General features: G+C 70.9%; 22 protein-coding genes and 1 pseudogene. 10 read left to right on the top strand and 13 right to left on the bottom strand.

The genetic code is table 11. From position 1 onward, the window contains the following. Positions 1-9: 9 nt before the first annotated feature. Positions 10-465 (bottom strand): MarR family winged helix-turn-helix transcriptional regulator, encoded by a 456-nt coding sequence (locus tag G531_RS0103905; RefSeq protein ID WP_026926247.1) that lies wholly within the window; start codon positions 463-465, stop codon positions 10-12. Between the two features lie 141 nt (positions 466-606). On the opposite strand from G531_RS0103905, the gene G531_RS0103900 reads away from it, so the two are divergent. From G531_RS0103900 to G531_RS27060, 3 genes and pseudogenes are all read left to right on the top strand, one after another. Next, positions 607-2,445: an AMP-dependent synthetase/ligase gene (locus G531_RS0103900; RefSeq protein ID WP_035757256.1), complete on the top strand. Its 1,839-nt coding sequence runs from the start codon at positions 607-609 to the stop codon at positions 2,443-2,445. Positions 2,446-2,501: 56 nt separating this feature from the next. After that, positions 2,502-2,801 (top strand): annotated as a pseudogene (locus tag G531_RS27065) (acyl-CoA thioesterase); the annotation flags it as partial. Further along, entirely contained in the window at positions 2,787-3,326 is a 540-nt protein-coding gene (locus G531_RS27060; protein ID WP_373277319.1) for an acyl-CoA thioesterase, read from the top strand. The pseudogene G531_RS27065 and the gene G531_RS27060, both read left to right, overlap by 15 nt. A 33-nt stretch (positions 3,327-3,359) precedes the next feature. Here G531_RS27060 and G531_RS0103890 read toward each other — a convergent pair whose 3' ends face one another. Genes G531_RS0103890 through pyrR form a run of 8 tightly spaced genes read right to left on the bottom strand, consistent with a single transcriptional unit; the run spans position 3,360 to position 10,511 of the window. Beyond that, complete coding sequence (locus tag G531_RS0103890; RefSeq protein ID WP_035757253.1) at positions 3,360-5,033, bottom strand: glycoside hydrolase family 13 protein; 1,674 nt, start codon at positions 5,031-5,033, stop codon at positions 3,360-3,362. Beyond that, a complete protein-coding gene (locus tag G531_RS20260; protein WP_245630540.1) occupies positions 5,030-5,458 on the bottom strand; it encodes a globin in 429 nt (142 codons plus the stop codon). Before G531_RS20260 ends, G531_RS0103890 begins: the two co-directional genes overlap by 4 nt. An 8-nt stretch (positions 5,459-5,466) precedes the next feature. Then, entirely contained in the window at positions 5,467-6,765 is a 1,299-nt protein-coding gene (locus tag G531_RS20255; RefSeq protein WP_081683799.1) for an MFS transporter, read from the bottom strand. After that, positions 6,762-7,232, bottom strand: coding sequence for a MarR family winged helix-turn-helix transcriptional regulator (locus tag G531_RS0103875; RefSeq protein WP_081683798.1), 471 nt, complete (start codon positions 7,230-7,232; stop codon positions 6,762-6,764). The genes G531_RS20255 and G531_RS0103875 overlap by 4 nt, the downstream gene beginning before the upstream one ends. 47 nt (positions 7,233-7,279) lie before the next feature. Continuing rightward, positions 7,280-7,702: an acyl-CoA thioesterase gene (locus tag G531_RS0103870; RefSeq protein WP_026926243.1), complete on the bottom strand. Its 423-nt coding sequence runs from the start codon at positions 7,700-7,702 to the stop codon at positions 7,280-7,282. A gap of 22 nt (positions 7,703-7,724) precedes the next feature. After that, on the bottom strand, positions 7,725-9,014 hold the full coding sequence (locus G531_RS0103865) for a dihydroorotase (RefSeq protein ID WP_281177521.1): 1,290 nt from the start codon (positions 9,012-9,014) through the stop codon (positions 7,725-7,727). Then, a complete protein-coding gene (locus tag G531_RS0103860; protein ID WP_026926241.1) occupies positions 9,007-9,972 on the bottom strand; it encodes an aspartate carbamoyltransferase catalytic subunit in 966 nt (321 codons plus the stop codon). The genes G531_RS0103865 and G531_RS0103860 overlap by 8 nt, the downstream gene beginning before the upstream one ends. Beyond that, on the bottom strand, positions 9,969-10,511 hold the full coding sequence (gene pyrR, locus G531_RS20250; protein WP_035757247.1) for a bifunctional pyr operon transcriptional regulator/uracil phosphoribosyltransferase PyrR: 543 nt from the start codon (positions 10,509-10,511) through the stop codon (positions 9,969-9,971). Before pyrR ends, G531_RS0103860 begins: the two co-directional genes overlap by 4 nt. A 63-nt stretch (positions 10,512-10,574) precedes the next feature. On the opposite strand from pyrR, the gene G531_RS0103850 reads away from it, so the two are divergent. Together G531_RS0103850 and G531_RS0103845 are read left to right on the top strand one after the other, a co-directional pair. Beyond that, entirely contained in the window at positions 10,575-10,856 is a 282-nt protein-coding gene (locus G531_RS0103850) for a hypothetical protein (RefSeq protein WP_035757244.1), read from the top strand. Then, positions 10,843-11,241, top strand: a complete 399-nt coding sequence (locus G531_RS0103845; RefSeq protein ID WP_026926239.1) for a DUF5130 family protein — start codon at positions 10,843-10,845, stop codon at positions 11,239-11,241. The genes G531_RS0103850 and G531_RS0103845 overlap by 14 nt, the downstream gene beginning before the upstream one ends. 2 nt (positions 11,242-11,243) lie before the next feature. Here the strand turns inward: G531_RS0103845 and G531_RS0103840 are convergent, their stop codons facing one another. Both G531_RS0103840 and pepN read right to left on the bottom strand, forming a co-directional pair. Next, positions 11,244-12,365, bottom strand: a complete 1,122-nt coding sequence (locus G531_RS0103840) for a Nif3-like dinuclear metal center hexameric protein (protein ID WP_026926238.1) — start codon at positions 12,363-12,365, stop codon at positions 11,244-11,246. After that, the gene (gene pepN, locus G531_RS0103835; RefSeq protein ID WP_026926237.1) at positions 12,362-14,953 is read right to left on the bottom strand and encodes an aminopeptidase N; all 2,592 of its coding nucleotides are present in this window, start codon (positions 14,951-14,953) and stop codon (positions 12,362-12,364) included. Before pepN ends, G531_RS0103840 begins: the two co-directional genes overlap by 4 nt. A gap of 116 nt (positions 14,954-15,069) precedes the next feature. On the opposite strand from pepN, the gene G531_RS0103830 reads away from it, so the two are divergent. Further along, complete coding sequence (locus G531_RS0103830) at positions 15,070-15,732, top strand: mycothiol-dependent nitroreductase Rv2466c family protein (protein ID WP_051215006.1); 663 nt, start codon at positions 15,070-15,072, stop codon at positions 15,730-15,732. Here G531_RS0103830 and G531_RS20245 read toward each other — a convergent pair. Next, entirely contained in the window at positions 15,726-16,529 is an 804-nt protein-coding gene (locus G531_RS20245) for a hypothetical protein (RefSeq protein ID WP_145978724.1), read from the bottom strand. The two genes, G531_RS0103830 and G531_RS20245, sit on opposite strands and share 7 nt — an antisense overlap. Before the next feature lie 7 nt (positions 16,530-16,536). After that, positions 16,537-16,758: a hypothetical protein gene (locus G531_RS0103820; protein ID WP_026926235.1), complete on the bottom strand. Its 222-nt coding sequence runs from the start codon at positions 16,756-16,758 to the stop codon at positions 16,537-16,539. 58 nt (positions 16,759-16,816) lie between these two features. Here G531_RS0103820 and G531_RS0103815 point away from each other — a divergent pair, with 58 nt between their 5' ends. Genes G531_RS0103815 through G531_RS20240 form a run of 4 tightly spaced genes read left to right on the top strand, consistent with a single transcriptional unit; the run spans position 16,817 to position 23,231 of the window. Beyond that, positions 16,817-17,620: an Fpg/Nei family DNA glycosylase gene (locus G531_RS0103815; protein ID WP_026926234.1), complete on the top strand. Its 804-nt coding sequence runs from the start codon at positions 16,817-16,819 to the stop codon at positions 17,618-17,620. Further along, positions 17,596-19,131: a hypothetical protein gene (locus G531_RS0103810; RefSeq protein WP_145978723.1), complete on the top strand. Its 1,536-nt coding sequence runs from the start codon at positions 17,596-17,598 to the stop codon at positions 19,129-19,131. The genes G531_RS0103815 and G531_RS0103810 overlap by 25 nt, the downstream gene beginning before the upstream one ends. A gap of 48 nt (positions 19,132-19,179) precedes the next feature. Beyond that, the gene (gene lysX / locus G531_RS0103805; RefSeq protein WP_081683797.1) at positions 19,180-22,407 is read left to right on the top strand and encodes a bifunctional lysylphosphatidylglycerol synthetase/lysine--tRNA ligase LysX; all 3,228 of its coding nucleotides are present in this window, start codon (positions 19,180-19,182) and stop codon (positions 22,405-22,407) included. After that, on the top strand, positions 22,404-23,231 hold the full coding sequence (locus tag G531_RS20240) for an alpha/beta fold hydrolase (protein WP_051215004.1): 828 nt from the start codon (positions 22,404-22,406) through the stop codon (positions 23,229-23,231). The genes lysX and G531_RS20240 overlap by 4 nt, the downstream gene beginning before the upstream one ends. Positions 23,232-23,238 lie beyond the last annotated feature (7 nt).

The raw sequence follows: 23,238 nt of genomic DNA, 5'->3' as shown, positions 1-23,238 counted from the left end.
CCGCGGGGGTCACTCGACCTCGAGCACCTTCGCGAACGTCCGCCCGATCGCCCGGAAGTCCTCCGGATCGGCCACCTCGACGAAGTTGCGCCGCACTCCGGCGACATGGACCGGTGCGGCCCGGCGCAACAACTCCAGCCCGCTGTCGGTGATCTGCGCCCACACCCCACGCCGATCGGTGGGGCAGTTGACCCGCTCCACCAACCCGGCGCGCTCCATCCGCGCGATGGTATGGGTGAGCCGGGACCGCGACTGGTGCACCGCATCGGCGAGCTCCGACATCCGCAGCCGATGCTCGGGGACCTCCTCGAGGCAGACCAGGATCTCGTACTCGGCCAGATCGATCCCGAACTCACGCAGGTCGTCGTCCAGGCGCTGATTGATCCGGGCGACACCGAGCAGGTAGGTACGCCAGATCTGCTGCTGCTCCTGGTCCAACCACGCGATGCTCTCGGTATCATTCATGACCCCAGTCTAGCAAGTGATTGATGATTCAACATATTTGCGGGCTGGGGAGAACCCAAGAATGTCGACCCGGCGCGGCCGCGCGGAGGCGCCGCGATAGGCTCGGACGACGCCGCAGCTGACCATCTCGGAGGGAAGTCGATGACCGACACCACACTGGAAGCACGTCTGGCAGATCGGGCCCCGTCCTACAGCGCGATGCTGGTCCGCCGGGTGGCGGCCACCCCCGATCTGGTCGCCTTCCGCTATCCGGACGCGAACGAGAACTGGGTCGCGATGACCTGGCGGCAGACCAAGCACACCGTGTTCGAATTGGCGGCCGGCCTGCTCGACCTGGGGCTGCAGTTCGAGGATCGGGTCGCGATCGCCGGCTCCACCCGGATCGACTGGATCCTTGCCGACCTGGCGGTTTCCTGTGCCGGTGGGGCGACCACGACGATCTACCCGTCGACCCATGACGAGGACGTCGCCTACATCATCACCGACTCCGGCGCCCGGATCGTGGTGGCCGAGAACGTCGCCCAGGTGGACAAGGTTCTCAAGCATCCCGAACTGCGCGAGCAGTTGCTGGCGATCGTGCTGATCGACGGCACTCATGACGACGACCTCATCGTCACCTGGGACCAGCTCCACGCGCGGGGCAAAGCCTATCTGGCCGAGCACCCGAACGCGGTCGACGAAGCGATCGCCCGGACCACTCCGGACATGCTGGCCACCCTGATCTACACCTCCGGCACCACGGGTCGGCCCAAGGGAGTCCGCCTGCACCATGATGTGTGGGCCTACGAGGCCCGCGCGGTCGAGGTCATGGACATCATCGACCAGAACGCCGAGCACCTGCTGTGGCTGCCGCTGTCGCACGTGTTCGGGCGCGTGCTGTTGGCCGCCCAGCTGCAGATCGGCTTCCGGGCCGCGGTCGACGGCCGGCTGGACCGGATCGTGGACAACCTCGGCAAGCTCAGCCCGACCTTCATGTGCGGCGCGCCGCGGATCTTCGAGAAGGTCCGCGCGACGGTGATGCGCAGCACCGCCTCGGGGCTGAAGGCCCGGATCTCGCGCTGGGCCTTCTCGGTCGGCAAGCGCCGCTTCGCCCTGCTGCAGCAGCACAAGCCGGTGCCCAGGACGTTGGCCGCCCAGTACGCCGTCGCCGACAAACTCGTCTTCTCCAAGCTCAAGGCCCGCCTCGGCGGCAAGCTGGAGTTTCTGATCTCGGGATCGGCCAAACTCTCCCAGCAGGTCCAGGAATGGTTCTTCGCCGCCGGGATCCCCGTCCTGGAGGGCTACGGTCTGACCGAAACCTCCGCGATCAGCTTCGTCAACCACCCGCGGACGCCGCGGCCGGGAACGGTCGGTCCGCCGGTGCCGGGGACCGAATGCCGGATCGCCGAGGACGGCGAGATCCTGCTCAAGGGCCCCGGGGTGATGCGCAGCTACCACAACCTGCCCGAGCGGACCGCGGAGGCGTTCACCGAGGACGGCTGGTTCCACACCGGCGACATCGGCGAGGTCGACGCCGACGGCTACCTGCGGATCACCGATCGCAAGAAGGATCTGATCAAGACCTCCGGCGGCAAGTTCGTCGCTCCGCAGAAGGTCGAGGGCGCCATCGTGGCCAACTGCCCCTACATCTCCCAGGTCGTGGCGTACGGCGAGGGGCGCAAGTACATCTCGGCGCTGGTCACCCTCGATCCGGACGCGATGAAGGGCTGGGCCGAGACCCACGATCAGGGCAAGCTCAAGGACCTCACCTACCGCGAGCTCACCGAGCACCCGGAGACCCGGGCAATGATCCAGCGCTGGATCGACCGCGGCAACGAGCGGCTCGAGCGCTGGGAGACGGTCAAGAAGTTCACCATCCTGCCCGAGGAGTTCAACCTCGACGCCGGTGAGGTGACCGCGAACATGAAGATCCGCCGCAGCCGGATCACCAACCTGTACGCCAAGGAACTCGACAGCATGTACGAGGCGGAGCCGGAATGACCACAGGCGGCGCCACGCTGGGCGTGGTGAGTCCGCTGGAGTTCGACACCCTGACCCGTTGGTCGGACCAGGACCGTGCCGGGCACGTGAACAATGTCCAGATCGCCGGCTACCTGCAGGAGGCCCGGACCGACTTCCTGTTGGCCGGGCCCTGCCGGACCCTGCTCGACGAGGGCATCGTGGTCACCGCCCACCAACTGGAGTATCTCCAGGAGATCCACTACGTGCCGGGACAACCGCTGCGGACCCGGATCTGGACCGCCTCGGTCGGTGCGGCCCGGCTGGTGCTGGCGTACGAGATCCTGCAGGGGGAGACCCTGGTGCACCGCGCGACCACGACGCTGTGCCCGCTCAACTTCGACGACGGCACGGTACGCCGGTTCACCGAGCAGGAGCGGTCCTGGTTCGCCGCGCGCGCCCTGGCCGACGGCCGCCCGGGGTTCCCGCTGGGCCGGATCCGGCACCGGGCCATCGGGGCGGCCGCCGCGCACCGGCACCCGCTGCAGGTGCGCTGGTCCGATGTCGACCGGTACGGCCACGTCAACAACACCACCTACCTGGAGTACTTCCAGGAGGGGCGGATCCAGGCCCTGCTCGACACCGGGATGGACATGCCGGGACTGCGCATCATGGTCGCCCGCCAGGACGTGGAGTACCACAGCCAGACCGAGCCGCGCCGGCGCCCGTTCGAGGTGGTCTCCGCGGTCCAGTCGCTCGGAGTCACCTCCTCGGTGGTGGCCCAGGAGATGCGCGATGTCGAGACCGGCACGGTGAAAGCGAGCGGGCGTACGGTTCAGGTGCTCACCCGCGACGGGGTACCGGTCCGGATGCCGACCCTCCTGCGCGCGGCGGCGCAGTCCTGGATGCTGCCGGCCGAGTGAGCCCGGCCGGCCGAACACGCAGTTTCGATCCGGTCAGCGTTCGATCCAGGCAGCCTCGTCCGGTCCCAGCGTCCCGCCCCGCAGATGGGCCGAGGCCAGCAGCACCTCACCGGCGGGCAGGCGGACCGGCTGCTCGCCGAAGTTCACGATGCAGGTGAAGCCGGGTTCGCGGGTGAAGGCCAGCACGTTCTCCCCGGCATCCAGCCAGGTCAGATCGCCGTCCCCCAGCGCCGCCAGGCCGCGGCGATAGGAGAGTGCGGCCCGGTACAGCTCGAGGAACCCCGAGATGTCCCCGTCCTGCTCTTCGACGCTGAACCCGGCCCAGTCCGCCGGCTGCGGCAGCCACGTCGGCTGCCCCCAGCCGTACCCCGGCTCGGCGGTCCACGGAATCGGGACCCGGCAGCCGTCCCGGCCGCGCATCCGGTGCCCCGACCGTTCCCAGGTCGGATCGCGCAGCGCGTCCTCGGGCAGGTCCAGCACCTCGGGCAGGCCGAGTTCCTCGCCCTGATACACGTACGCCCCACCCGGCAGCGCCAGCTCGAGCAGAGCGGCCGCCCGGGCCCGGCGCTGACCGAGCTCGGGATCCAGCGGGAACTGCTTGAACCAGTCGTCGTGCACCCCGATCTCCTCGGTGGCCACGCCGTCGGCGGTGAAGCGACGCCCGGTCCGGCTGCGGCCCAGCCGGGTCGCGATCCGCTCCTGGTCGTGGTTGCCGAGTACCCAGGTGCACGGGGCGCCCAGTCCGGCGTGCGCCGCCCGGGCCTGATCGATCACGTGCCGCAGCGACTGCGCGCTCCACTCGGCCAGCAGATAGTCGAAGTTGAAGGTGGTGTGCAGCCGCCCCGGCTCCACGTAGCGGGCCAGCCGGGCCGCCGGGGTCAGGTACGCCTCGGACACGAAGACCCGCGGGCCCTGCGGGCTGTCGGTGTACTCGTCGGCGATCGCCCGCCAGCGGCGATGGATCCGCTCCAGTTCGGGGCGGTCCCAGGACGGGTGACCGACATACTTGTCCATCCGGACCGCGCCGGCCCGGTCGGTCGGCAGATCGGGCAGGGTCTGATCCTTGGCCATCGAATCGGCGACATCGACCCGGAACCCGTCGATGCCCCGGTCGAACCAGAACCGCAGCACGTCGTCGAACTCGGCGGCGACCTCGGGGTTCTCCCAGTTCCAGTCGGGCTGGCGGACATCGAACAGGTGCAGGTACCACTGCCCGTCGGGGACCCGGGTCCAGGCGGGGCCGCCGAACTGGCCCTGCCAGTTGTTCGGTGGGAGCTCGCCGTGTTCCCCACGCCCGTCGCGGAAGATGTAGCGGGATCGCTCCGGGGAACCGGGGGCGGCGGCGAGCGCGTCGCGGAACCACCGGTGTTCGTCGGAACTGTGGTTGGGGACCAGGTCGATCAACACCCGCAGGCCCCGGCGGTGGGCGGCGGCGACCAGCTCGTCGGCCTCGGCGAGGGTGCCGTAGTCGGGGTTGATGGCGCGGTAGTCGGCGACGTCGTAGCCACCGTCGGCCTGCGGCGACGGGTACCAGGGGCTGATCCAGATCGCATCCGCGCCCAGGCCCGCGATGTGGGCGAGATGGTCGATGATGCCCCGCAGGTCACCGATGCCGTCACCGTTTCCGTCGGCGAACGAGCGCGGATAGATCTGGTAGACCACCGCGCTGCGCCACCAGTCCAGGGAGTTCGAGGCGTACGCGCTCACAGCTGGAGTCCTTTCCGGGGCTCGGCCGGGGCGTCGTCGGGGGTGTTGCGCATCGCGTCGGCGGCCCGGGTCAGGTAGTCCAGCAAGATCTCCTCGAGTTCGGGGGAGATCGCGGTGGTCGCCAGCGCGGCCCGCATGTGACCCAGCCAGATATCGCGTTGCACGGTGGTGATCCGGAACGGCATGTGCCGCATCCGCAGCCGGGGGTGCCCGCGCTGCTCCTGATAGGTGCTCGGGCCGCCCCAGTACTGCTCCAGGAACATCCGCAACCGATCCTCGGCCGGGCCCAGGTCCTCCTCGGGGTACATGGCCCGGAAATCCGCGTCCGCGGCTACCCGGCGATAGAACTCATGGGTCAGCTGGGCGAAGAAGGCATGCCCGCCAACCGCGTCGTAAAAGGTCTCAGGAGGGATCGGTCGGTTCACCCGGCCCATTATGCCCGGGCGGTCCCGGCCTCCTGAGCCTCGGTGCCGACCGCGGTCTCGGCCGGCCGGCGCGGCAGCCTCGGGCGCAGGCGTACGCCCTGGCGGGCCAACACGATCAGCGCGACGACCACGGCGATCCCGGTGCCCAGGGCGCCGACCAGCAGCGTCGCGCGGGCGCCGAAGAGGTCACCGATGGCGCCGACGATCGGGGCACCCAGCGGCGTCCCGCCCATGAAGACCGCCATGTACAGCGCCATCACCCGGCCGCGCATCTGCGGTTCGGTGGACAACTGGACGGTGACGTTCGCGCTGGTCATCACCGTCAGCGAGCACAGCCCGACCAGGACCAGGACCACCAGATAGAACCAGTACGAGGGCGCGAAGGTCAGCGCGAACATGCCGAGGGTGAAGCCGGCCAGCGCGCCCACCAGCACACTCATCCGCGGCCGCGACCGGGAGGCGGCGATCAGGGCCGCCGCGAGCGTACCGATGCCCATCACGGTGCCCATCAGGCCGTACTGCTCCGGGCCGACCCGGAAGGTCTCGGTGGCCATCAGGGCATTGGTCACCTGGAAGTTCATCCCGAAGGTGCCGAGCATGAACACCATGAACATCACCAGCAGGATGTCGGGGCGGCGGCGGACGTAGCTCAGGCCCTCGCGAGCCGATCCGCGACCGCGCCGCGGCGGAGCCGGATGCAACTTCGCCGGATCCATCAGGGTCAGCGCGATCAGCGGGGCCAGGTAGCTGACCGCATTGATCGCGATCGCCGGGCCCACGCCCCAGGCCGCGATCAGCAGACCGGCCAGGCCCGGCCCGATCAGCCGGGAGGCGTTGAACGTGGTGGAGTTCAGCCCGACGGCGTTGGTCAGGTAGGACTCGGGCACCATCTCGGAGACGAAGGCCTGCCGGGCCGGGCCGTCGAAGGCCGACACGACGCCGGTCAGCGCGGCGATCAGGAACACGTGCCACAGCGCCACCGTGCCGGTGAGCACCAGGATCGCCTGGAGCAGTGCGATCAGCCCGAGGGCGATGTTGGTGACCTGCAGCAGCCGGCGCTTGGCGAACCGATCGGCCACCGCCCCGGCCCACGGCGAGAGCAGCAGGATCGGCAGGAACTGCAGCCCGGTCACCAGCCCCAGCGCGCCGGCGGAGTTGTTGGTCAGTTCGGTGAGGACCAGCCAGTCCTGCGCGACCCGGAACATCCACAGGCCGACGTTGGAGATCATCATCCCGAAGAAGAACAGCCGGTAGTTCGGCAGGTGCAGGGAGGCGAAGATCCCGGTGTACTGACGTGCGGGAGTCACTGGTGCAACACCTCCTGGAGCACGGCGACGGCCTCGTGCAGGGTGCGGCGCTGCTCGGGGGACAGGGTGGTCAGGCGACGCATCATCCAGGTGTCGCGCTCGGTGACCGCGCGCTCGGCCCGGTCCCGGCCGGTCTCGGTCAGCCGCAGCAGGCGCTGTCGGCCGTCCTCGGGATTGTCGTACTTCTCCACCAGGCCCTCCTCGACCAGGCAGTTCACCGTCCGGGTCATCGAGGGGGCGCTCACCCGTTCCTCGACCGCCAGTTCGCCCGGGGTCCAGGGCCGCTTGCGCAGCCGGATCAGGACGCCGATCTGGTGCGGCGGCAGGTCCGTGCTCTCGTAGCGGACCCGCCGGGCGATGCGCTGGCAGGCCAGCCGGACCTCGTTGGCGAGCGCGCTCAGGTCGGCATCCCCGTCGGGCGGGTCGGTCACAGCGGCGGTCGGGTGGGCAGAGGTCTGGGAGGTCACTTATTTAGCATAGTTCATTACTTTGGCTAAACAAGTGGTGCGGGCGGTCAGCCGGCCGGCGGGTGGGGGAACTCGGCCGGCACCGGGATCACGGTGCGGGTGGTGTAGTCGAAGAAGACCAGCCCGGTCTTGCCGACCGCGATCACGGTGTCATCACTGGTGCGCACCATCCGGTACGCCAGGTCGACGCTCGCCCGGGCCCGCTCGGCGACGCCGACATCGATCCGGATCGGGTCACGCAGAAAGCCCTCGGCCCGGTAGGAGACCATCAGATCGGCCACCACGATCCCCTCGGGGCCGGCCTCGACGCGGTCCAGCTCGGCGAAGTAGCGCGAGCGGGCGTCCCCGAACAGGGAGACCACCGCATCGTTGCCCAGGTGGGCGCCGAGGTTCACATCGGAGAAGCGGATATCGGTCTCGGTGGAGAAGGTGAAGACCTGGTCGGGATAGTCGAGTTTCACACGTGGCATGGCCGTACTTTTGCACACGCGGTCAGCGTCGGTAGCTGACCCGCCCGCGATAGATGGTCAGCTCGACCGGATCGGGCAGGTCCCGCCCGTGCCAGGGGTTGTTCCGTGACAGCGACAACGAGTCCTCCCGGTCCACCCGGGTCCGCCGGGTCGGATCGATCAGGCACAGATGCGCCGGGCTGCCCGGCTGCAGCGGCTGTCCCTGGTCGGTGAGCCCGGCGATCCGGGCCGGGGCGTACGCCATCCGGTCGGCGACCCCGGCCCAGTCGAGCAGCCCCGGATTCACCATCGCCTCGATCACCACCCCCAGCGCGGTCTCCAGCCCGAGCATCCCGAACGCGGCGTCGGTGAAGGCGTGCTCCTTGTCCTGCCGGGCATGCGGGGCATGGTCGGTGCCGACCGCGTCGATCGTGCCGTCGGCCAGCGCATCCCGGATCGCGGTGATGTCCTCCTCGCTGCGCAGCGGCGGGTTCACCTTGTAGGTCGGGTCGTAGCTCGCGACCTCGGCCACACTCAGCATCAGGTGGTGCGGCGTGGCCTCGGCGGTGATGTTGATCCCGCGGGCCTTGGCCCAGCGCAGCACGTCGACGGTCTCCGCGGTGGAGGCGTGGCACACGTGCACCCGGGAACCGGTCAACTCGGCCAGTTGGGCATCGCGGGCCACGATCACCGATTCCGCCTGGGCCGGCCAGCCACCCAGCCCGAGCCGGCCGGAGTATTCGCCCTCATCGCAGCAGGCACCCGGACCGGCCAGCCGCGGATCCTGGGCGTGCTGGGCGATCACCCCGTCGAAGGCCCGCACATACTCCAGCGCCCGGCGCATCAGCAGCGGGTCATGGACGCATTTGCCGTCATCGGAGAACATCCGCACCCCGGTGCGCGCCATCAGGCCCAGTTCGGCCAGTTCCTCCCCGCGCAGGCCCTTGGTCACCGCGCCGACCGGGGCCACGTACGCATGCCCCGCCGCCTCGCCCAGCCCCCGGACCAGATTCGCGATCTCGGCGGTATCGGTCACCGGGGAGGTGTTCGCCATCGCGCACACCGCGGTGAAGCCGCCGCGGGCCGCCGCCCGGGTACCGGACTCGATGGTCTCGGCATCCTCCCGGCCGGGTTCGCGCAGATGGGTGTGCGGGTCGACCAGCCCGGGCAGGGCCAGCAGACCGGCCGCATCGATCCGCTCGGGGCGCGACAGCTGGGCCGGCTCGACCAGTCGGCCGCCGGAGACACCCAGGTCGGTCCGGGTCCCGTTCGGCAATTGCACCCCGGCGATCAGCAGGTCGGTCACATCGGCTCCCTTGTTCGGATCATTCACTGCGGCGTTCCTTGCTGCCGCCGGTGGCGGCGGTCTCCCCGCTCAGCACGTGGTAGAGCACGCTCATCCGCACCGCGACCCCGGCGGCGACCTGCTCGAGCACCAATGACTGGGCCGCATCGGCGGCATCGGCGGAGATCTCCAGGCCCCGGTTCATCGGGCCCGGGTGACAGATGGCGGTGCCCGGCCGCAGCCGGGCCAGCCGGTCGCGGGTCAGGCCGTAGCCCACGGTGTACTCCCGCGGGGTGGGGAAGAAGCCTCCGGCCATCCGCTCCCGCTGGACCCGCAGCATCATCACCGCATCGACCTCGCCCAGCACCGCGTCGAAATCGGTGCAGACCTCGACCGGCCAGGTGTCCACGCCACTGGGCAACAGGGTCGGTGGCGCCACCAGGGTGACCTGCGCGCCGAGGGTCTGCTGCAGCAGGACATTGCTGCGCACCACCCGGGAATGGGTCAGGTCGCCCACGATCGCGATCTTCTTGTCGGCCCAGTCGAAGTCCGGGTCGCTCGCCCGGAAATGTCGGCCCAGGGCAAACCCGTCGAGCAGGGCCTGGGTCGGGTGTTCATGGGTGCCGTCGCCGGCGTTGATCACCGAGGCCCGCACCCACTGCGCGGTCTGGGCCGGGGCGCCGGAGGCGGAGTGGCGGACCACCAGAGCGTCCACCCCCATTGCGTCCAGGGTGGCCACGGTGTCGCGCAGGGACTCACCCTTGGAGGTCGAGGAGCCCTTCGCCGAGACGTTGATCACATCGGCCGAGAGCCACTTGCCGGCCAGTTCGAAGGAGGAGCGGGTCCGGGTGGAGTCCTCGAAGAACATGTTCACCACGGTGCGACCGCGCAGGGTCGGCAGCTTCTTGATCTCGCGATGCTGGACCTCCGACATCTCCTCGGCCAGCTCCCAGATCGCGTCGATCTCGGGGCGGCTCAGGTCGGCCGCGGACAGCAGATGCTTCATGCGCGCTCCTGGGAAATGCGGACCTCGGTGGTGTCGTCGGTCGGGGCCAGCCGGACGACCACCCGTTCGGTGGCCGAGGTGGGCAGGTTCTTGCCGACCACGTCGGCGCGGATCGGGAGTTGGCGGTGGCCCCGGTCCACCAGGACCGCGAGGCGGACCGCGGCGGGCCGGCCGAGTTCCTTCAGCGCGTCCAGGGCGGCGGCCACCGTACGGCCGGAGAACAGCACATCGTCGACCAGGACGACGGTGGCGCCGTCCAGCGGGGCGGGGATGTGGGTCCGGCCGACCTTGCGCACCGGTTGCCGGCGCAGATCGTCGCGATACATGGTGATGTCCAGGCGGCCCACCGGGACCTCGCCCTCGACCTCGGCGATGATCGCGGCCAGCTTCTCCGCCAGCGGTACGCCGCGGGTCGGGATCCCGAGCAGGATCAGGCCCGCCCGGCCCCGGTTGGCCTCCAGGATCTCGTGGGCCATCCGGGTGAGCGCCCGGGAAATCTCCTCGGCGTCCATCACCACCTTGGTGGCTGGCTCGGTCATCGGATCCTCCCTGTGCTGGCCCACCCGGGGTCGCGGCCGCGTCGGGTGGACTACGGTAGGCGTGTGAGCGATCTGTTGAGCATCGTAATCCCTGCAGCCCCGACCGTGACGGCGTGGCCGCTCCTCGAGGTCGGCGTACCCGACTTCCTGGCGGTCTACCTGGGGATTCCCCTCGGAATCAGCCTGATCATCGCCGCCTTTGCGGGCGGCTCCGGGCTGATCCGAGCCGGCCGTGGCAGCAAGGTGACGTTGACCGCGCCGGTGTGGCTGGGGAAGCGGGCGCGCAAGGCGCTGACCACCGACCCGACCCCGAGCGAGACCGGAGGCGCAAGTGCCCAGTGGTGATCTGACCCCGAACCAGATCGACGATCTGACCACCGCCCTGCAGGTGGCCGAGCAGGAATCCGGGTTCCCCTTCGCGCTGCACCTGGGCCCCCTGGCCGGGGAGCCGCGACCGGCGGCGCTGGAACTGTTCAAGCAGGTCGCCGAGCCCGACTCCACCATCTTCATTGCCTGCGATCCGGACCGGCGCGTACTGGAGATCGTGCTCGGGAGGAGCGTCCGCGGCTGGCTCACCGACCAGCAGGCCGCGCTCGCCGCGACCGCGATGGTCGCCGCGTTCCGCGAGGGCGAACTCGTCGACGGCCTGATCCAGGGGATCCAGGTGCTGGCGTTGGGAGCCCGGCACCAGCCGGTCGTGCACGCCGACGATCCGGCGATCGAGGGCTGACCTCAGCCGGGGTAGCGGCGGGTCCAGGCGTCGGTGCGAACCTCGCTGACGCGGATGCGCAGCTCCGGGAAATCGGCGGCCAGCAGGGCGCGCAACCGGGGCAGCCACAACGCCTCGGCGGCCCAGTGCGGTACGTCGATCAGCACCGGCGCATCGGCGTACTCCAGGGCCTCGGTGGCCGGGTGGTGCCGCAGGTCGGAGGTGACGTACGCGTCCACCCCGGCCCGTTGGGCCGCATCCAGGTGGGAATCCCCGGCGCCGGCCAGCACCGCGACCGTGCGTACCTGCCGGGTCGGGTCGCCGCCCAGGCGTACGCCCGGCACGGTCGGCGGGACCGCGGCGGCGACCTGCGCGGCGAACGCGTCCGCGCTGAGCGGCTCGGCGAGTTCGCCGAGCAGGCCGATGCCCAGGTCGGTCGGTCCGGGGGCGAGCTCGAGGAAGTGGTACGCCGGCTCCTCATAGGGATGCGCCGCCAGCAGCGCGGCCCGCACGGCGGCCCGGCGACCGCGGGGGAGCACCATCTCGACGCGGTCCTCGGCCACCGTCTCGGTGACCCCCGGCCGGCCCAGGAAGGGCTGCGCGCCCGGCAGCGGCCGGAACGACCCCGTCCCGGGCACCGACCAGTGGCAGTGGTCATAGTCGCCGATCGTCCCGGCTCCGGCCGCGCCGAGCGCCGCCACCACCGCGGCGGTGTGCTCCACCGGAACGAACACCACGACCTGGTCCAGCGCCGCCGGGCGCGGATCCAGCGGGGTCAGCGCGGTCAGGCCGATCCCTTCGGCCAGACTGCGGCACACCCCGTCGGTGGCGATGTCGGCATTGGTGTGGGCGGCGAGACAGCCGATCCCGCCGCGGATCAGATCCAGCAGCATCCGGCCCTTGGGCTGGCGCCCGTCGATCCCGTGGACCCCGCGCAGCAGCAGCGGGTGATGCGCGATCAGCAGATCGGCACCGCTGTCGGCCGCCTCCGCGACGACCGCGGTGGTGACATCCACGCTGAGCAGGACCGAGGTCACCGGATCCTCCGGCGCCCCGCAGACCACTCCCACCCGGTCCCAGGACTCCGCGGACGCCGGGGGATAGCGTCCGTCCAGCCACCGAGTGAGGTCGGCGAGAGTGGTCATGCCCCCGCGCCCCCGGCGTTGTGCTGCTGCGCGTGCAGGGCCCGCAACGCGTCGTCGCGACCCTCCAGCAGAATTCGACGGGAGGATTCGTTGATCTCCGCGGTGCCCAGCCAGGCGTCCAGCCGTTCCACGAACCCGGTCTCCTCGTGGTACCGCGGGAACAGCCCCGCGATGGCCGTCTTCGCCATCGAGGTGGACTGGGTCGCCCAGATCCCCTCCTGCGCGCAGATCTGCTCGACCAGCGCGAAGTAGCGGGCCTCGTAGGGAGCCAGCAGCTCCTGCTGACCGGGCTGGTAGAACTGCGTGCACACCGAGCGGTGCGTCTCGTTCGGGATGGTCGCGCTGGCGGTGGCCAACTCCCAGGCGGCGGCCTTGGTCGCGGCATCGGGCAGCGCGGCCCGGGCGCCGGCGGCGTGCTCGGAACCGGCGATCGTCTTGTCCCGCTCGGCCTCGGCGTCGATCTCGGCAGTCCCGATCGCCCCGATCGAGGCGAGCGCGATGACCATCGACCAGCGCAGGTCGGCGTCCACGCTCAGGCCCTCGGGCACCCGGTCGCCGGCCAGCCAGGCCCGGACCGGCTCGGCCGATGCGGCATCGCTGATCCCGGCGATCAGGGCGCGGGCGAAGGCGAGCTGGTGATCCGACCCCGGGGTCGCCCCGGCCAGCAGCTCCGCGGTCATGGCCGTACGCCGCCGCAGCAGGTCGGGGCGCTGGGCGGCGGGGGCGTACCGGTGGATCGCGGTGAGGGACTGGCCCAGCACCCGGCCGACCGCGGTGATGTCGGTCTCGGACCCGATCGCCCGCTCGATCATGTCCAGGTAGGCGACCACCGGCAGTTCGCCGTCGCGGGTCATGTCCCACGCGGCCCCCCACAGCAGCGCCCGGGAGAGCTCGGAGCCGACCGCTCCGGTCTGCTCGATCATCGTCTGCCGCGAGGCCGGATCGAGTCGGATCTTGGCGAAGGTCAGGTCGGAATCATTGACCAGCAGCAGGTCGGGGCGGGCGCTGCCGATCAGCTCCGGCACCGTGGTCGCGGCACCGGCGACATCGAGCTCCACCTGGGCGGTGCGTTCCAGGCAGTCGCCGACCCGGTTGAAGCAGCCGATCGCGATCCGGTGATGCCGCAGCAGCGGCTGCTCGGGGCTCGCGCTCTGCTGCACCGACAACGCGGTGATCCGGTTCTGCTCATCGACGGCCACCTCGGCGCGCAGCGTGTTCACCCCGGTGGACTCCAGCCATTCCTCGGCCCAGCCGGACAGGTCGCGGCCGGACGCCTCGGCCAGGGCGGCCAGCAGATCGTCCAGGGTGGTGTTGCCGTAGGCGTGCTTGGCGAAGTACGCCTTCGTGCCGGCGATGAAGGCGTCCTCGCCGACGAAGGCGACCAGCTGGCGCAGCACCGAGGCGCCCTTGGCGTAGGTGATGCCGTCGTAGTTCAGCTCCACGGCTTCCAGGTCGACCATGTCGGCGGCGATCGGGTGGGTGGAGGGCAACTGGTCGGCCCGGTAGGCCCAGGTCTTGCGCGCGTTGGAGAAGGCGGTCCAGGCATGCTCGGGGTCGGCGTCCAGCCGGGACTGGGCGAAGTGCGACCCCCACTCGGCGAAGGACTCCTTCAACCACAGGTCGTCCCACCAGCGCATGGTGACCAGGTCCCCGAACCACATGTGGCACAGCTCGTGCAGGATCGTGTTGTCCCGGGACTCGTACTGCGCCGAGGTGGCCCGGGACCGGAACACATACTCGTCGCGGAAGGTGACCAGGCCGGCGTTCTCCATCGCGCCCATGTTGTACTCCGGCACGAACGCCTGGTCGTACTTCCCGAACGGGTAGGCCACGCCGAAGATGTCCTCGAACACCTCGAACCCGCCCTGGGTGGTCGCGATGATCCGGTCGGTGTCCAGGTGCTCCACCAGCGACTGGCGACAGATCACCGAGGCGGGCAGTTCCCCGGACGCCGACCGGATGGTCCGCTTCACCTCGGCGTACTCACCGACCACCAGCGCGGTCAGGTAGGTCGAGATCGGCTGGGTCTCGGCGAAGGTCCGGGTGGTGAAGCCGTCCCCACTGCGGGCGGAGACCTCGGCGCCGTTGGCCGCCACCAGCCAGTGGCTCGGGGCGGTCACCGACCAGGTGAAGCGGGCCTTCAGGTCGGGCTGCTCGAAGTTCGCGTACACCCGGCGAGCGTGCGCCGACTCGAACTGGGTGTACAGGTACACCCGGTCGTCGACCGGATCGACGAAGCGGTGCAGGCCCTCGCCGGAGCGGGAGTAGCGATGGATCGCGACCACCCGGAGCTCGTGTTCGCCCTCGGAGAGGTCCAGCCCGAACCGGGTGCCGTCGAAGTGGGCCAGGTCCACCGGGCGCTGGTCCAGCTCGGCCTCCAGGATCGCGTCGGCGATGCAGTCGACGAAGGTGACCCCGGCGCGGGAGCGGAAGGAGATCTGCGAGGTGGTGACGAACTGCTCGTCGGGCCGGATCGGCTGGTACGGATAATCACGGCCGGTGAGATCGACGGCGATCCGGTACGAGTCGGTGCTGATCAGTGTTGATCGGGCAGCCGCCTCGGCTCGGGTGATGTTCGCTGGGTACATCCGTGGCCTTCCCTGTTCGACCCTGTGAGCCGTCTGACTTGTTGTGCGAGAGTATCGCCCCGCCGGTGGCAAATGCATTCCGTCCCGGGTCCGAATCCGCCCCCTATGCTGGGGCCATGACTGACGCCGTGACGCAGACCCCCGATGCCGCAGCCGCCGATGAACAGACCCGGGTCGACTTCTGGTTCGACCCGATGTGCCCCTGGGCCTGGATGACCTCCCGCTGGATGCTCGAGGTGGAGAAGGTACGCCCGGTGCACACCGTGTTCCACGTGATGAGCCTGGCGGTGCTCAACGAGGGCCGCGACCTGGCTCCCGACTACCGGGCCCGGATGGATCAGGCCTGGGCCGGTGCCCGCGTCGCCCTGGCGGTCGGTGAGCAGTACGGGCCGGACACGCTGCGCACCTACTACACCAACGTCGGCACCCGGATCCATCCCGAGGGCGAATCCCCGCTGGAGCTGGAGACCGCCATTCGCGCGCTGGCCGATACCCAGCTGCCGATCGAACTGGCCCAGGTCGGGCTGACCGACGCCAATGACGACGCCCTGCGCAAGTCCCACCACGAGGGCATGGATCCGGTCGGCAATGACGTCGGTACGCCGGTGCTGCACATCAACGGGATGGCCCTGTTCGGCCCGGTCATCTCCCCGGCCCCCGCGGGGGAAAAGGCCGGTCGACTCTTCGACGGCTTCAAGCTGATGACCGAGTACGAGGGGTTCTTCGAGGTGAAGCGCACCCGGACGGTGGGGCCGAACTTCGTCATCGCCGATCACTGATCGGTGCCGTACGCCCGGCGTACGGACGCGCGCAGGTAGGCCTGCCAGACCGGCTGCGCGGTGAGGTCGTCGCCGAGTTTGCGGCTGCGCAGCACGAAGCGCACCTCGCGCTGGGTGGGGCTGTCCCAGGACCCGTTGATCGGGGTGGGGCGGCCCCACACGTGCGTACTGAGGGCCTGCACGGCCTGGTTCTGGACCTTCGAGCGACCGGTGAACGTCGACATGCCGGCACCGGAGACGGCATTGTCGATGTGGATGTGATTGCTGTGGTTCGCGTCGAACAGGTAGGTCAGCACGTACGCGAAATGCAGATGCAGACTGGCGGCGACCCCCCAGTACCGCCGCAGCATCGCCGGATCGTCCGGGTTCTGCCACTGATCGCGCCGCATCGAGGCGAGCACCGACCCGTTCGCCATCAGGGCACACAGATCGAAGGCGCGGCCGGCGTTGTGCCACGAGGTGCCCTTGGTCGCCGCCTCGGTCCAGGCGCCGTAACTGCGGATCCGGTCGGCGGACTGTCCGCTCAACTCGCTCCACTCGGCGTACCAGGCCTCCAACTGGTCATGGAAGCCCGCGGTGAGGTGGAACTCGCGGGGCCGGCGATCCTCCTCGTAGAGCAGCGTCGCACCGCCCAGGGTGGTGAAGCCCGGAAGGGAGTTCTGGGGGACCGGGGTCGGCCGGTCCCGGGTCAGCGGGTTGTCCACGGTGCAGCCGGCCAGGGCGAGCACGGCCAGTCCGGTGGACGCGCCCAGCAGGGCACGACGCGACAGCGGGGTACGACGCGACAGCACAGGCACGACCGGATCAGCGGCGCCGGCCGCGGGCGGCCGCCTGCAGGTCGGCGATCACTTCGGCGGCGTTCGGCAGTGGGTCGTCGCGGTGGCCGGGGGTCGGTCGCGCCGCGCGGGCCGGCCGGGAAACCTCGCGGGCACGCAGGGCCCGGTCGAGGCTGACGATGCCGGAGACCCCGTCGCGGCCGAATTCGTGCGGCTCGACGTCGGGGGAGGGAGTGCGGTGCGCGGGCATGCGCCCAGCCTAGGCGCCGGTGCCGAATTCGGGGGGCCGAGGGCCTAGCCTGTCAGGCATGCCCGAAGGTCACACCCTGCGCCGGATCGCGAATGAGCTGAATGCCCACTTCGCCGGGGTGGCGCCGACGGTCTCCAGCCCGCAGGGCCGGTTCGCGGATGCGGCCGCGCTGCTCAACCGGACCGCGTTCGAGGGGGCGGACGCCCACGGCAAGCTCGTCTGGGCCCGCTTCGCCGAGGACCGGATCGTGCTGATCCACCTCGGGTTGATCGGCACTTTCACCTTCGCGCCGCTGCGCCCGCCGGTCGGCCAGATCCGGCTGCGGATCCACAACGACCGGATTGCCGCCGACCTGCGCGGCCCGCAACGGTGCCAACTCCTCACCCCGGCCGAATTGCGGGCCAAGGTCGGCAAACTCGGGCCCGATCCGCTGCACGCCGACGCCGACCCGGAGCAGGCCTGGAAGAAGATCCACGCCTCGACGAAATCGATCGGCGAACTGCTGATGAACCAGGCAGTCCTGGCCGGGGTCGGGAACGTCTACCGGGCCGAAGTGCTGTTCCGCCACGGCATCGATCCGGCGCTGCCCGGCGCCAAGCTGCCCCGGGCCCAGTGGGACGCGATCTGGACCGACCTGGTGGGGCTGCTCACCGAGGGGGTGCGGATCGGCCGGATCGATACCGTCGCGCCCGAGCACACCCCCGAGGCGATGGGCCGCCCACCCCGAGTGGACGACCACGGGGGAGAGGTGTACGTGTACCGGCGCGCCGATCTGCCCTGCCTGGTCTGCGGTACGCCGGTCAGCACCCGGGAACTGGTCGGGCGCAATCTCTACTGGTGCCCCACATGCCAGCGCCGCTGACCCACACCCTCACCTGGCAGGACGCCACCTTCGAGTTCGATGCGGCCGGGACGCTGCGGCACGTGACCCATCAGGGTCGGCTGCTGGTGCTCACCCTGGGCCTGGCCGGCGTCGACATCGCCGGTACCGCGCACCGGCCGGTGGTCGAGGAGGTCACCACCGATCCCGACGAGGTGGGCCACGCCGGTCGCTGCGGGCCGCTGCGCTGGCGCTCCCGACACGGTTTCGATCGGACCTGGTCGTGGCGGATGGTCCTGGAGAATCCGACCGAGGAGCCGATCCGGGTGGCCCGGGTGCATCTGGACGCGCGCGGCGCGCACGACACGGTGACCTGGGCGCACGCCGCCGGGGCCTGGGCGCTGCTGACCTTCCCGGTGCCGGGCGGCCCGCTGCTGGGGCTGCGGCTCACCCGCGGCGATGTGCGGCGCGACGACGACTGGCTGATGCTCAGCGACCTCGTCCTGGAACCCGGGCAGCAGTACCTGATCACCTGGTCCGGCCAGTGGTACGCCACCCCGCGCGAGCTGGCCGCCACCCAACCGGGGTGGTTCCCGGCGACGCTGACCGCGACCGGCCGGGAGCCGATCCTGATCCGGCACCCCGATGCGGTGATCACCGAGAACGGGCGTACCGCCGAGCCGGTCGACGGTGTGGTGGAGGTGGCCGCCGAGGGGGTCGGGCCGGTCGACGTCCGGGTCGCCGACGCCGCCGGAGTGACCCGGTTGCGGGTCGCCGCGGCGGGGGTCGGCTGGGACATCGGAGCCGAGGAGGCCCGCCGGGTGCTCGGGGCCGGCGTACGCACCGACGCCGAGGCGATCGTGCTGCAGCACCATCGGGCCGGCACCGGGGACCCGGCGGCGGTCGAGGCCGCGCTGGCGGAGTACCTGGACCGGCCGAGCGGACCGCTCACCCCGCTGCGCATCCCGGCGCTGATCGCCGAGCACCAGCGCACCGGCGACCCCGACCTGGTGGACCGGGCCCTGACCGTCTTCGCCGAGGTGCCGCTGACCCGCGGGGCCGGGCTGGCGCTGACCTCGATCTGGACCACCGCCAACCTGACCGGGCTCGGGGAGGATCCCCGACTGGCCGCGGGCCTGGCCCGGATCGCCCGGGCCCGGCCCGAGGATCGCCTGTTCGCTGCCGAGTTGGGGGTGATCCGGGGTGGGGACGCCGCCGCGGCGGGCACGGCGTACCTGGAACTGGGCCTGGGACGCGGCCTGCTCGGGGCGCCCCTGCCGCAGTGGTCGCCGGCCCGCAGCGCGTACGCCTGCGCGGTGCTCAGCTTCGGCTACCAGTTGCGCGGACTGCCGCCGGCCGAGGTCGAGGCGACCTGGCCCGCCGGTGCCGCCGAGGTACTGGCCCGCGCCGAGGCCGACATTCGCTGCCGGGTCGCCACCGATCAGCTGACCGCCCGCTTCGATCCCGGCCCCGACCAGCGGGCGGCGCAGGCCCGACTCGCTGCCGGGGACGCCGCCCGGGCCGCTGCCTGGCTGGCGCTGAGCGAGCACTAGCTGCGCGCCCGGACCTCCGGGTTCCCGGATCGGGAGCACAATGGGGCGGTGAGAAAGCGCTGGCGCTCGGCGCCGATCTGGTTTGCCCGGCTGTTCTATCTTGCCGCAGTGCTGGAGTTGGTGTTCCTGCTCTTCCGGTCGCTGCACTGGGTGCGCGGGGTGGCCAACTGGTTCTCGGTGCTGTTCCTGGAGGTGGGGGTCGGCTCCCTGGCGATGGCTGCCCTGCTCGCGCTGCTCGGGGTGGCGCTGGGCCGGGCCAAACGGCTGGCGTGGTGGGCAGCCACGGCCATCTTCACCGTGCAACTGGTGTTGAACGTGGTCACCATCGTGGTGGTGAATGTGACCACCGAACGGCACGGCGACCTCGGCATCCTGATCCGGGCGGTGGTCGGGGTCACGGCGAACCTGGTCCTGATCGTGCTCCTGCTGGTGAACCGGCGGGCGTTCACCGCGCACGTGCCGCCGGCCAATCTGTGGAAGGCGGCCCTGACCGCCCTGGTGGGGGCGCTGATCACCGCCGCGATCGGGACGATCCTGGTGCTGGTGCTGCCGATCCAGGGGCAGCCGCCGCGGACCCGGTTGGTCTGGTTGTATCACCGGATGACCGGCGACCCGGTGCCGCCGGTGTGGACGCCCCGATGGCTGGACGACCTCCTGGGCGTCCTGCTGACCCTGACCGTGTTGGCCGCGGTTCTGGTCCTGCTGCGCTCCCGGCAGGCCGCGACGGTCAACGCTCCGGCCGACGAGGTCCGGATCCGGGCCCTGGTGGCGCAGTCCCCGGACGATTCCCTGGCGTACTTCGCGACCCGCCGGGACAAGGTCTGGTGCTTCGCCGAGGACGGGTCGGCCGCGGTGGCGTACCGGGTCGTGCTCGGCACCTGTCTGGCCTCCGGCGACCCGATCGGTCCGCGGGTCCATTGGCCGGCCGCGATCCGGGCCTGGCAGGCCGAGATCGGCCGCTACGGCTGGGTGCCGGCGGTGATCGGCGCCTCCGAGGCCGGGGCGGAGGCGTACGCGGCCCACGCCGGGCTGCGGGTGATGCCGCTGGGCGATGAAGCGGTGCTGTCGGCCCGCACGTACTCGCTGGATCATCCGGAGCTGAAACCGGTCCGTCAGGCCGTGCACCGGATGCAGCGACGGGGCTACACCGTGCGGGTACGCCGGCACCGGGAACTGACGACAGCCGAACTCGAGGAGGTGGGCCGACTCGCCGAGAGCTGGCGCGACACCGAGGACGAGCGCGGCTTCTCGATGGCGCTGGGCCGCCTCGGCGACCCGCTGGACGGGGACTGCCTGCTGGTGGAAACACTGTTCCCCGACACCGGCGCTGTGGCGGCGCTGCTGTCGCTGGTGCCCTGGGGGCGGGACGGGTTCTCCCTGGACCTGATGCGGCGCAGCCCGGAGGTCGACAACGGCGCGGTCGAGCTGATGGTCACCGAACTGCTGACCGGGCAGCCCCAGGTGCAGCGGGTCTCGCTGAACTTCGCGATGTTCCGCTCCGCGTTCGAGGAGGGCGCCCGGATCGGGGCCGGCCCCCTGCTGCGGCTGTGGCGCCGGCTGCTGCTGGTCGCCTCGCGCTGGTGGCAGATCGAGTCGCTGTACCGCTCCAACGTGAAGTACCGGCCGGAGTGGGTGGCCCGGTTCCTGTGCTTCCCCGAGGGCACTGACATTGCCCGGGTCGGTGCCGCCTCGGCGTTCGCCGAGGGGTTCATCGACCTGCCGCGGTGGCTGGTCGGGGAGCCGCTGGAGTCGCTGCCGCCGACGCCGGAGCAGGTGGCCGCCGCGCTCCCGGCCCCGGAGCCGGTGACGGTCCACCGGCCCGAGCAGGTGGAGGTACGCCTGGCCAAGCGGGCCCGGGTGCTCGCGGCGGGGGAGCAGGCGTACCCGGCCGATTTCGCGCCCGACACCAGTTGCCGGGCCGCCGTGGCGGCCCCGGCCGGAACGGCGGTGCGGATCGCCGGTCGGGTGCTCGGCATCCGACACTTCGGCGGGGTGTCCTTCCTCGATCTGCGGGACTGGACCGGGGATGTCCAGGTGCTGCTGAGTGCGGACCGGATCCCCGATCTGCGCAAGCTCGCGCACCTGATCGACCTCGGCGACCAGGTCGGGGTGCACGGCACGATGGGGCGGTCCCGGACCGGGACGGTCTCGGTGCTCGCCGACGGCTGGCAGCTGACCAGCAAGGCGATCCGGCCGCTGCCGGACAAGCATCACGGCCTCACCGATCCCGAGACCCGGGTGCGCCGTCGCTATCTCGACCTGGCGATCAACCCCGACGCCCGGGACCGGCTGCAGGCCCGCTCCGCGGTGATCGGGGCGGTACGCGACACGCTGCGCGCCGACGGTTATCTGGAGGTGGAGACCCCGATCCTGCAGACGGTGCACGGGGGTGCCAATGCCCGGCCGTTCCGGACGCACATCAATGCCTACGACGTCGACCTGTTCCTGCGGATCGCGCCCGAGCTGCACCTGAAGCGGTTGTTGGTCGGTGGGGTCGATCGGGTCTTCGAGATCGGCCGGAACTTCCGCAACGAAGGGGCCGACGCCACCCACAATCCGGAGTTCACCGTGGTCGAGGCCTACCGGGCGTACGCCGACTACACCGACATGCGCCACCTGACCCGGCAGATGATCCAGAACGCGATCGTCGCCGCGACCGGCCGCTGCGAGATCAGCGGGACCGGTCCGGACGGGGCGAAGGTCACCCTCGACGTGTCGGGGGAGTGGCCGGCGATCACCGTGAACGATGCGGTCAGCGCCGCGGTCGGGCAGACCGTGACGGCCGACACCGATCGGGAGACGCTGTTGGCGATCGCGCGGCGGTGCGGGGTCGAGGTCGACGCCGACGACGACCGGGACACCATCCTGGAGGAGCTGTACGGCGAACTGGTCGAGGCGAACACGGTCGCGCCGACGTTCTATCTGGACTTCCCGGCGACGGTGTCCCCGCTGACCCGGCCGCACCGCAAGGATCCGCGGCTGGCCGAGCGCTGGGACCTGGTCTGTCTCGGGATGGAGCTGGGCACGGCGTACTCGGAGCTGGCCGACCCGGTGATCCAGCGGGAGCGGTTGACCGAGCAGTCGCTGAAGGCTGCCGGTGGTGATCCGGAGGCGATGGATCTGGACGAGGACTTCCTGGAGGCGCTGGAGTACGGGATGCCGCCCACCGGCGGGCTCGGGCTGGGCCTGGATCGGATCGTGATGATGATCACCGGGACCTCGATCCGCGATGTGATCACCTTCCCGCTGGTACGTCCCCGGGGCCCGGTGCGATGACGGTGGCGGTGAAGGAGGCCGTCGCCGAGTTCGGCGGACGCCCGGTCCAGTGGTGGCAGCGGGGCCAGGGGCGCCCGGTGGTGGTGTTCAGCAACGGCTGCGGGCTGTCGGCCGAGCACTGGCGTCCGGTGCTGGACCGGCTGCGGCGCGAGGAGTTGGTGACCTTCGACCGGCCGGGACTGTTCGGTACGCCGTGGCCCGGGGAGCTTCCGACCCTGGCCCAGGAGGTGGCCACCCTGGCCGGGCTGGTCGAGGAGGTCGGAGCCCCGCTGATTCTGGTGGCCCATTCGATGGCGGCGTTCCATGCCGAGGCGTACGCGCGGCAGTACCCGGGACGGCTGGCCGGGTTGGTGCTGGTCGAGCCGTCGGCGGAATTTCTGGCGACCGATCCCGGCCCGGGCCCGTTGTGGCCGGCCCGGGCGGTGCGTCGGGCGAGCGGCTGGTGGCCGCTGCGCCGGGCCGGGGCGTGGGTGCATCACGTGAGTGCGGTGCAGCAGAGTCGGCTGCAGATGACCCATGTCTGGCCGGAACGGATCCAGGAGATCTACAGCGATCCGGACTCGCTGGCGGCGGCGGTGGCGGAGTTCTTCGCCTATCGGGCCCAGGCCTGGGACCTGCTCGGGGTACGCCGGGCGTACCCGTGGCCGGAGCTGCCGGTGACGGTGCTGACGGCCGAGCGACCCGACCCGCGGTACGCCTGTCAGGCCCGGCTGGCCGCCCTGCTCGGCGCGCGGCAGACGGTGGTGACGCGCTCGCGGCACCTGATGATGGTGGATCGGCCCGATGCGGTCGCCCGGGCCATCCACGCCGTGGCGCGGGAGTAGGGTCGAG

It is taken from the genome of Granulicoccus phenolivorans DSM 17626 = NBRC 107789 = JCM 15570 (genome assembly GCF_000423085.1).
GTDB classification, from domain to species: domain Bacteria; phylum Actinomycetota; class Actinomycetes; order Propionibacteriales; family Propionibacteriaceae; genus Granulicoccus; species Granulicoccus phenolivorans.
This window is presented reverse-complemented; position numbering and strand designations above follow the sequence as displayed.

Excerpts from the sequence above, each read along its gene's own strand:
- pyrR (WP_035757247.1), bottom strand. The coding sequence starts at position 10,511 with ATGACCGAGCCAGCCACCAAGGTGGTGATGGACGCCGAGGAGATTTCC.
- G531_RS0103815 (WP_026926234.1), top strand. The coding sequence starts at position 16,817 with ATGCCCGAAGGTCACACCCTGCGCCGGATCGCGAATGAGCTGAATGCC.
- G531_RS0103870 (WP_026926243.1), bottom strand. The coding sequence starts at position 7,702 with ATGCCACGTGTGAAACTCGACTATCCCGACCAGGTCTTCACCTTCTCC.
- pepN (WP_026926237.1), bottom strand. The coding sequence starts at position 14,953 with ATGTACCCAGCGAACATCACCCGAGCCGAGGCGGCTGCCCGATCAACA.
- G531_RS0103900 (WP_035757256.1), top strand. The coding sequence starts at position 607 with ATGACCGACACCACACTGGAAGCACGTCTGGCAGATCGGGCCCCGTCC.
- G531_RS20240 (WP_051215004.1), top strand. The coding sequence starts at position 22,404 with ATGACGGTGGCGGTGAAGGAGGCCGTCGCCGAGTTCGGCGGACGCCCG.
- G531_RS0103860 (WP_026926241.1), bottom strand. The coding sequence starts at position 9,972 with ATGAAGCATCTGCTGTCCGCGGCCGACCTGAGCCGCCCCGAGATCGAC.
- G531_RS0103905 (WP_026926247.1), bottom strand. The coding sequence starts at position 465 with ATGAATGATACCGAGAGCATCGCGTGGTTGGACCAGGAGCAGCAGCAG.
- G531_RS0103820 (WP_026926235.1), bottom strand. The coding sequence starts at position 16,758 with ATGCCCGCGCACCGCACTCCCTCCCCCGACGTCGAGCCGCACGAATTC.
- G531_RS0103830 (WP_051215006.1), top strand. The coding sequence starts at position 15,070 with ATGACTGACGCCGTGACGCAGACCCCCGATGCCGCAGCCGCCGATGAA.
- G531_RS0103840 (WP_026926238.1), bottom strand. The coding sequence starts at position 12,365 with ATGACCACTCTCGCCGACCTCACTCGGTGGCTGGACGGACGCTATCCC.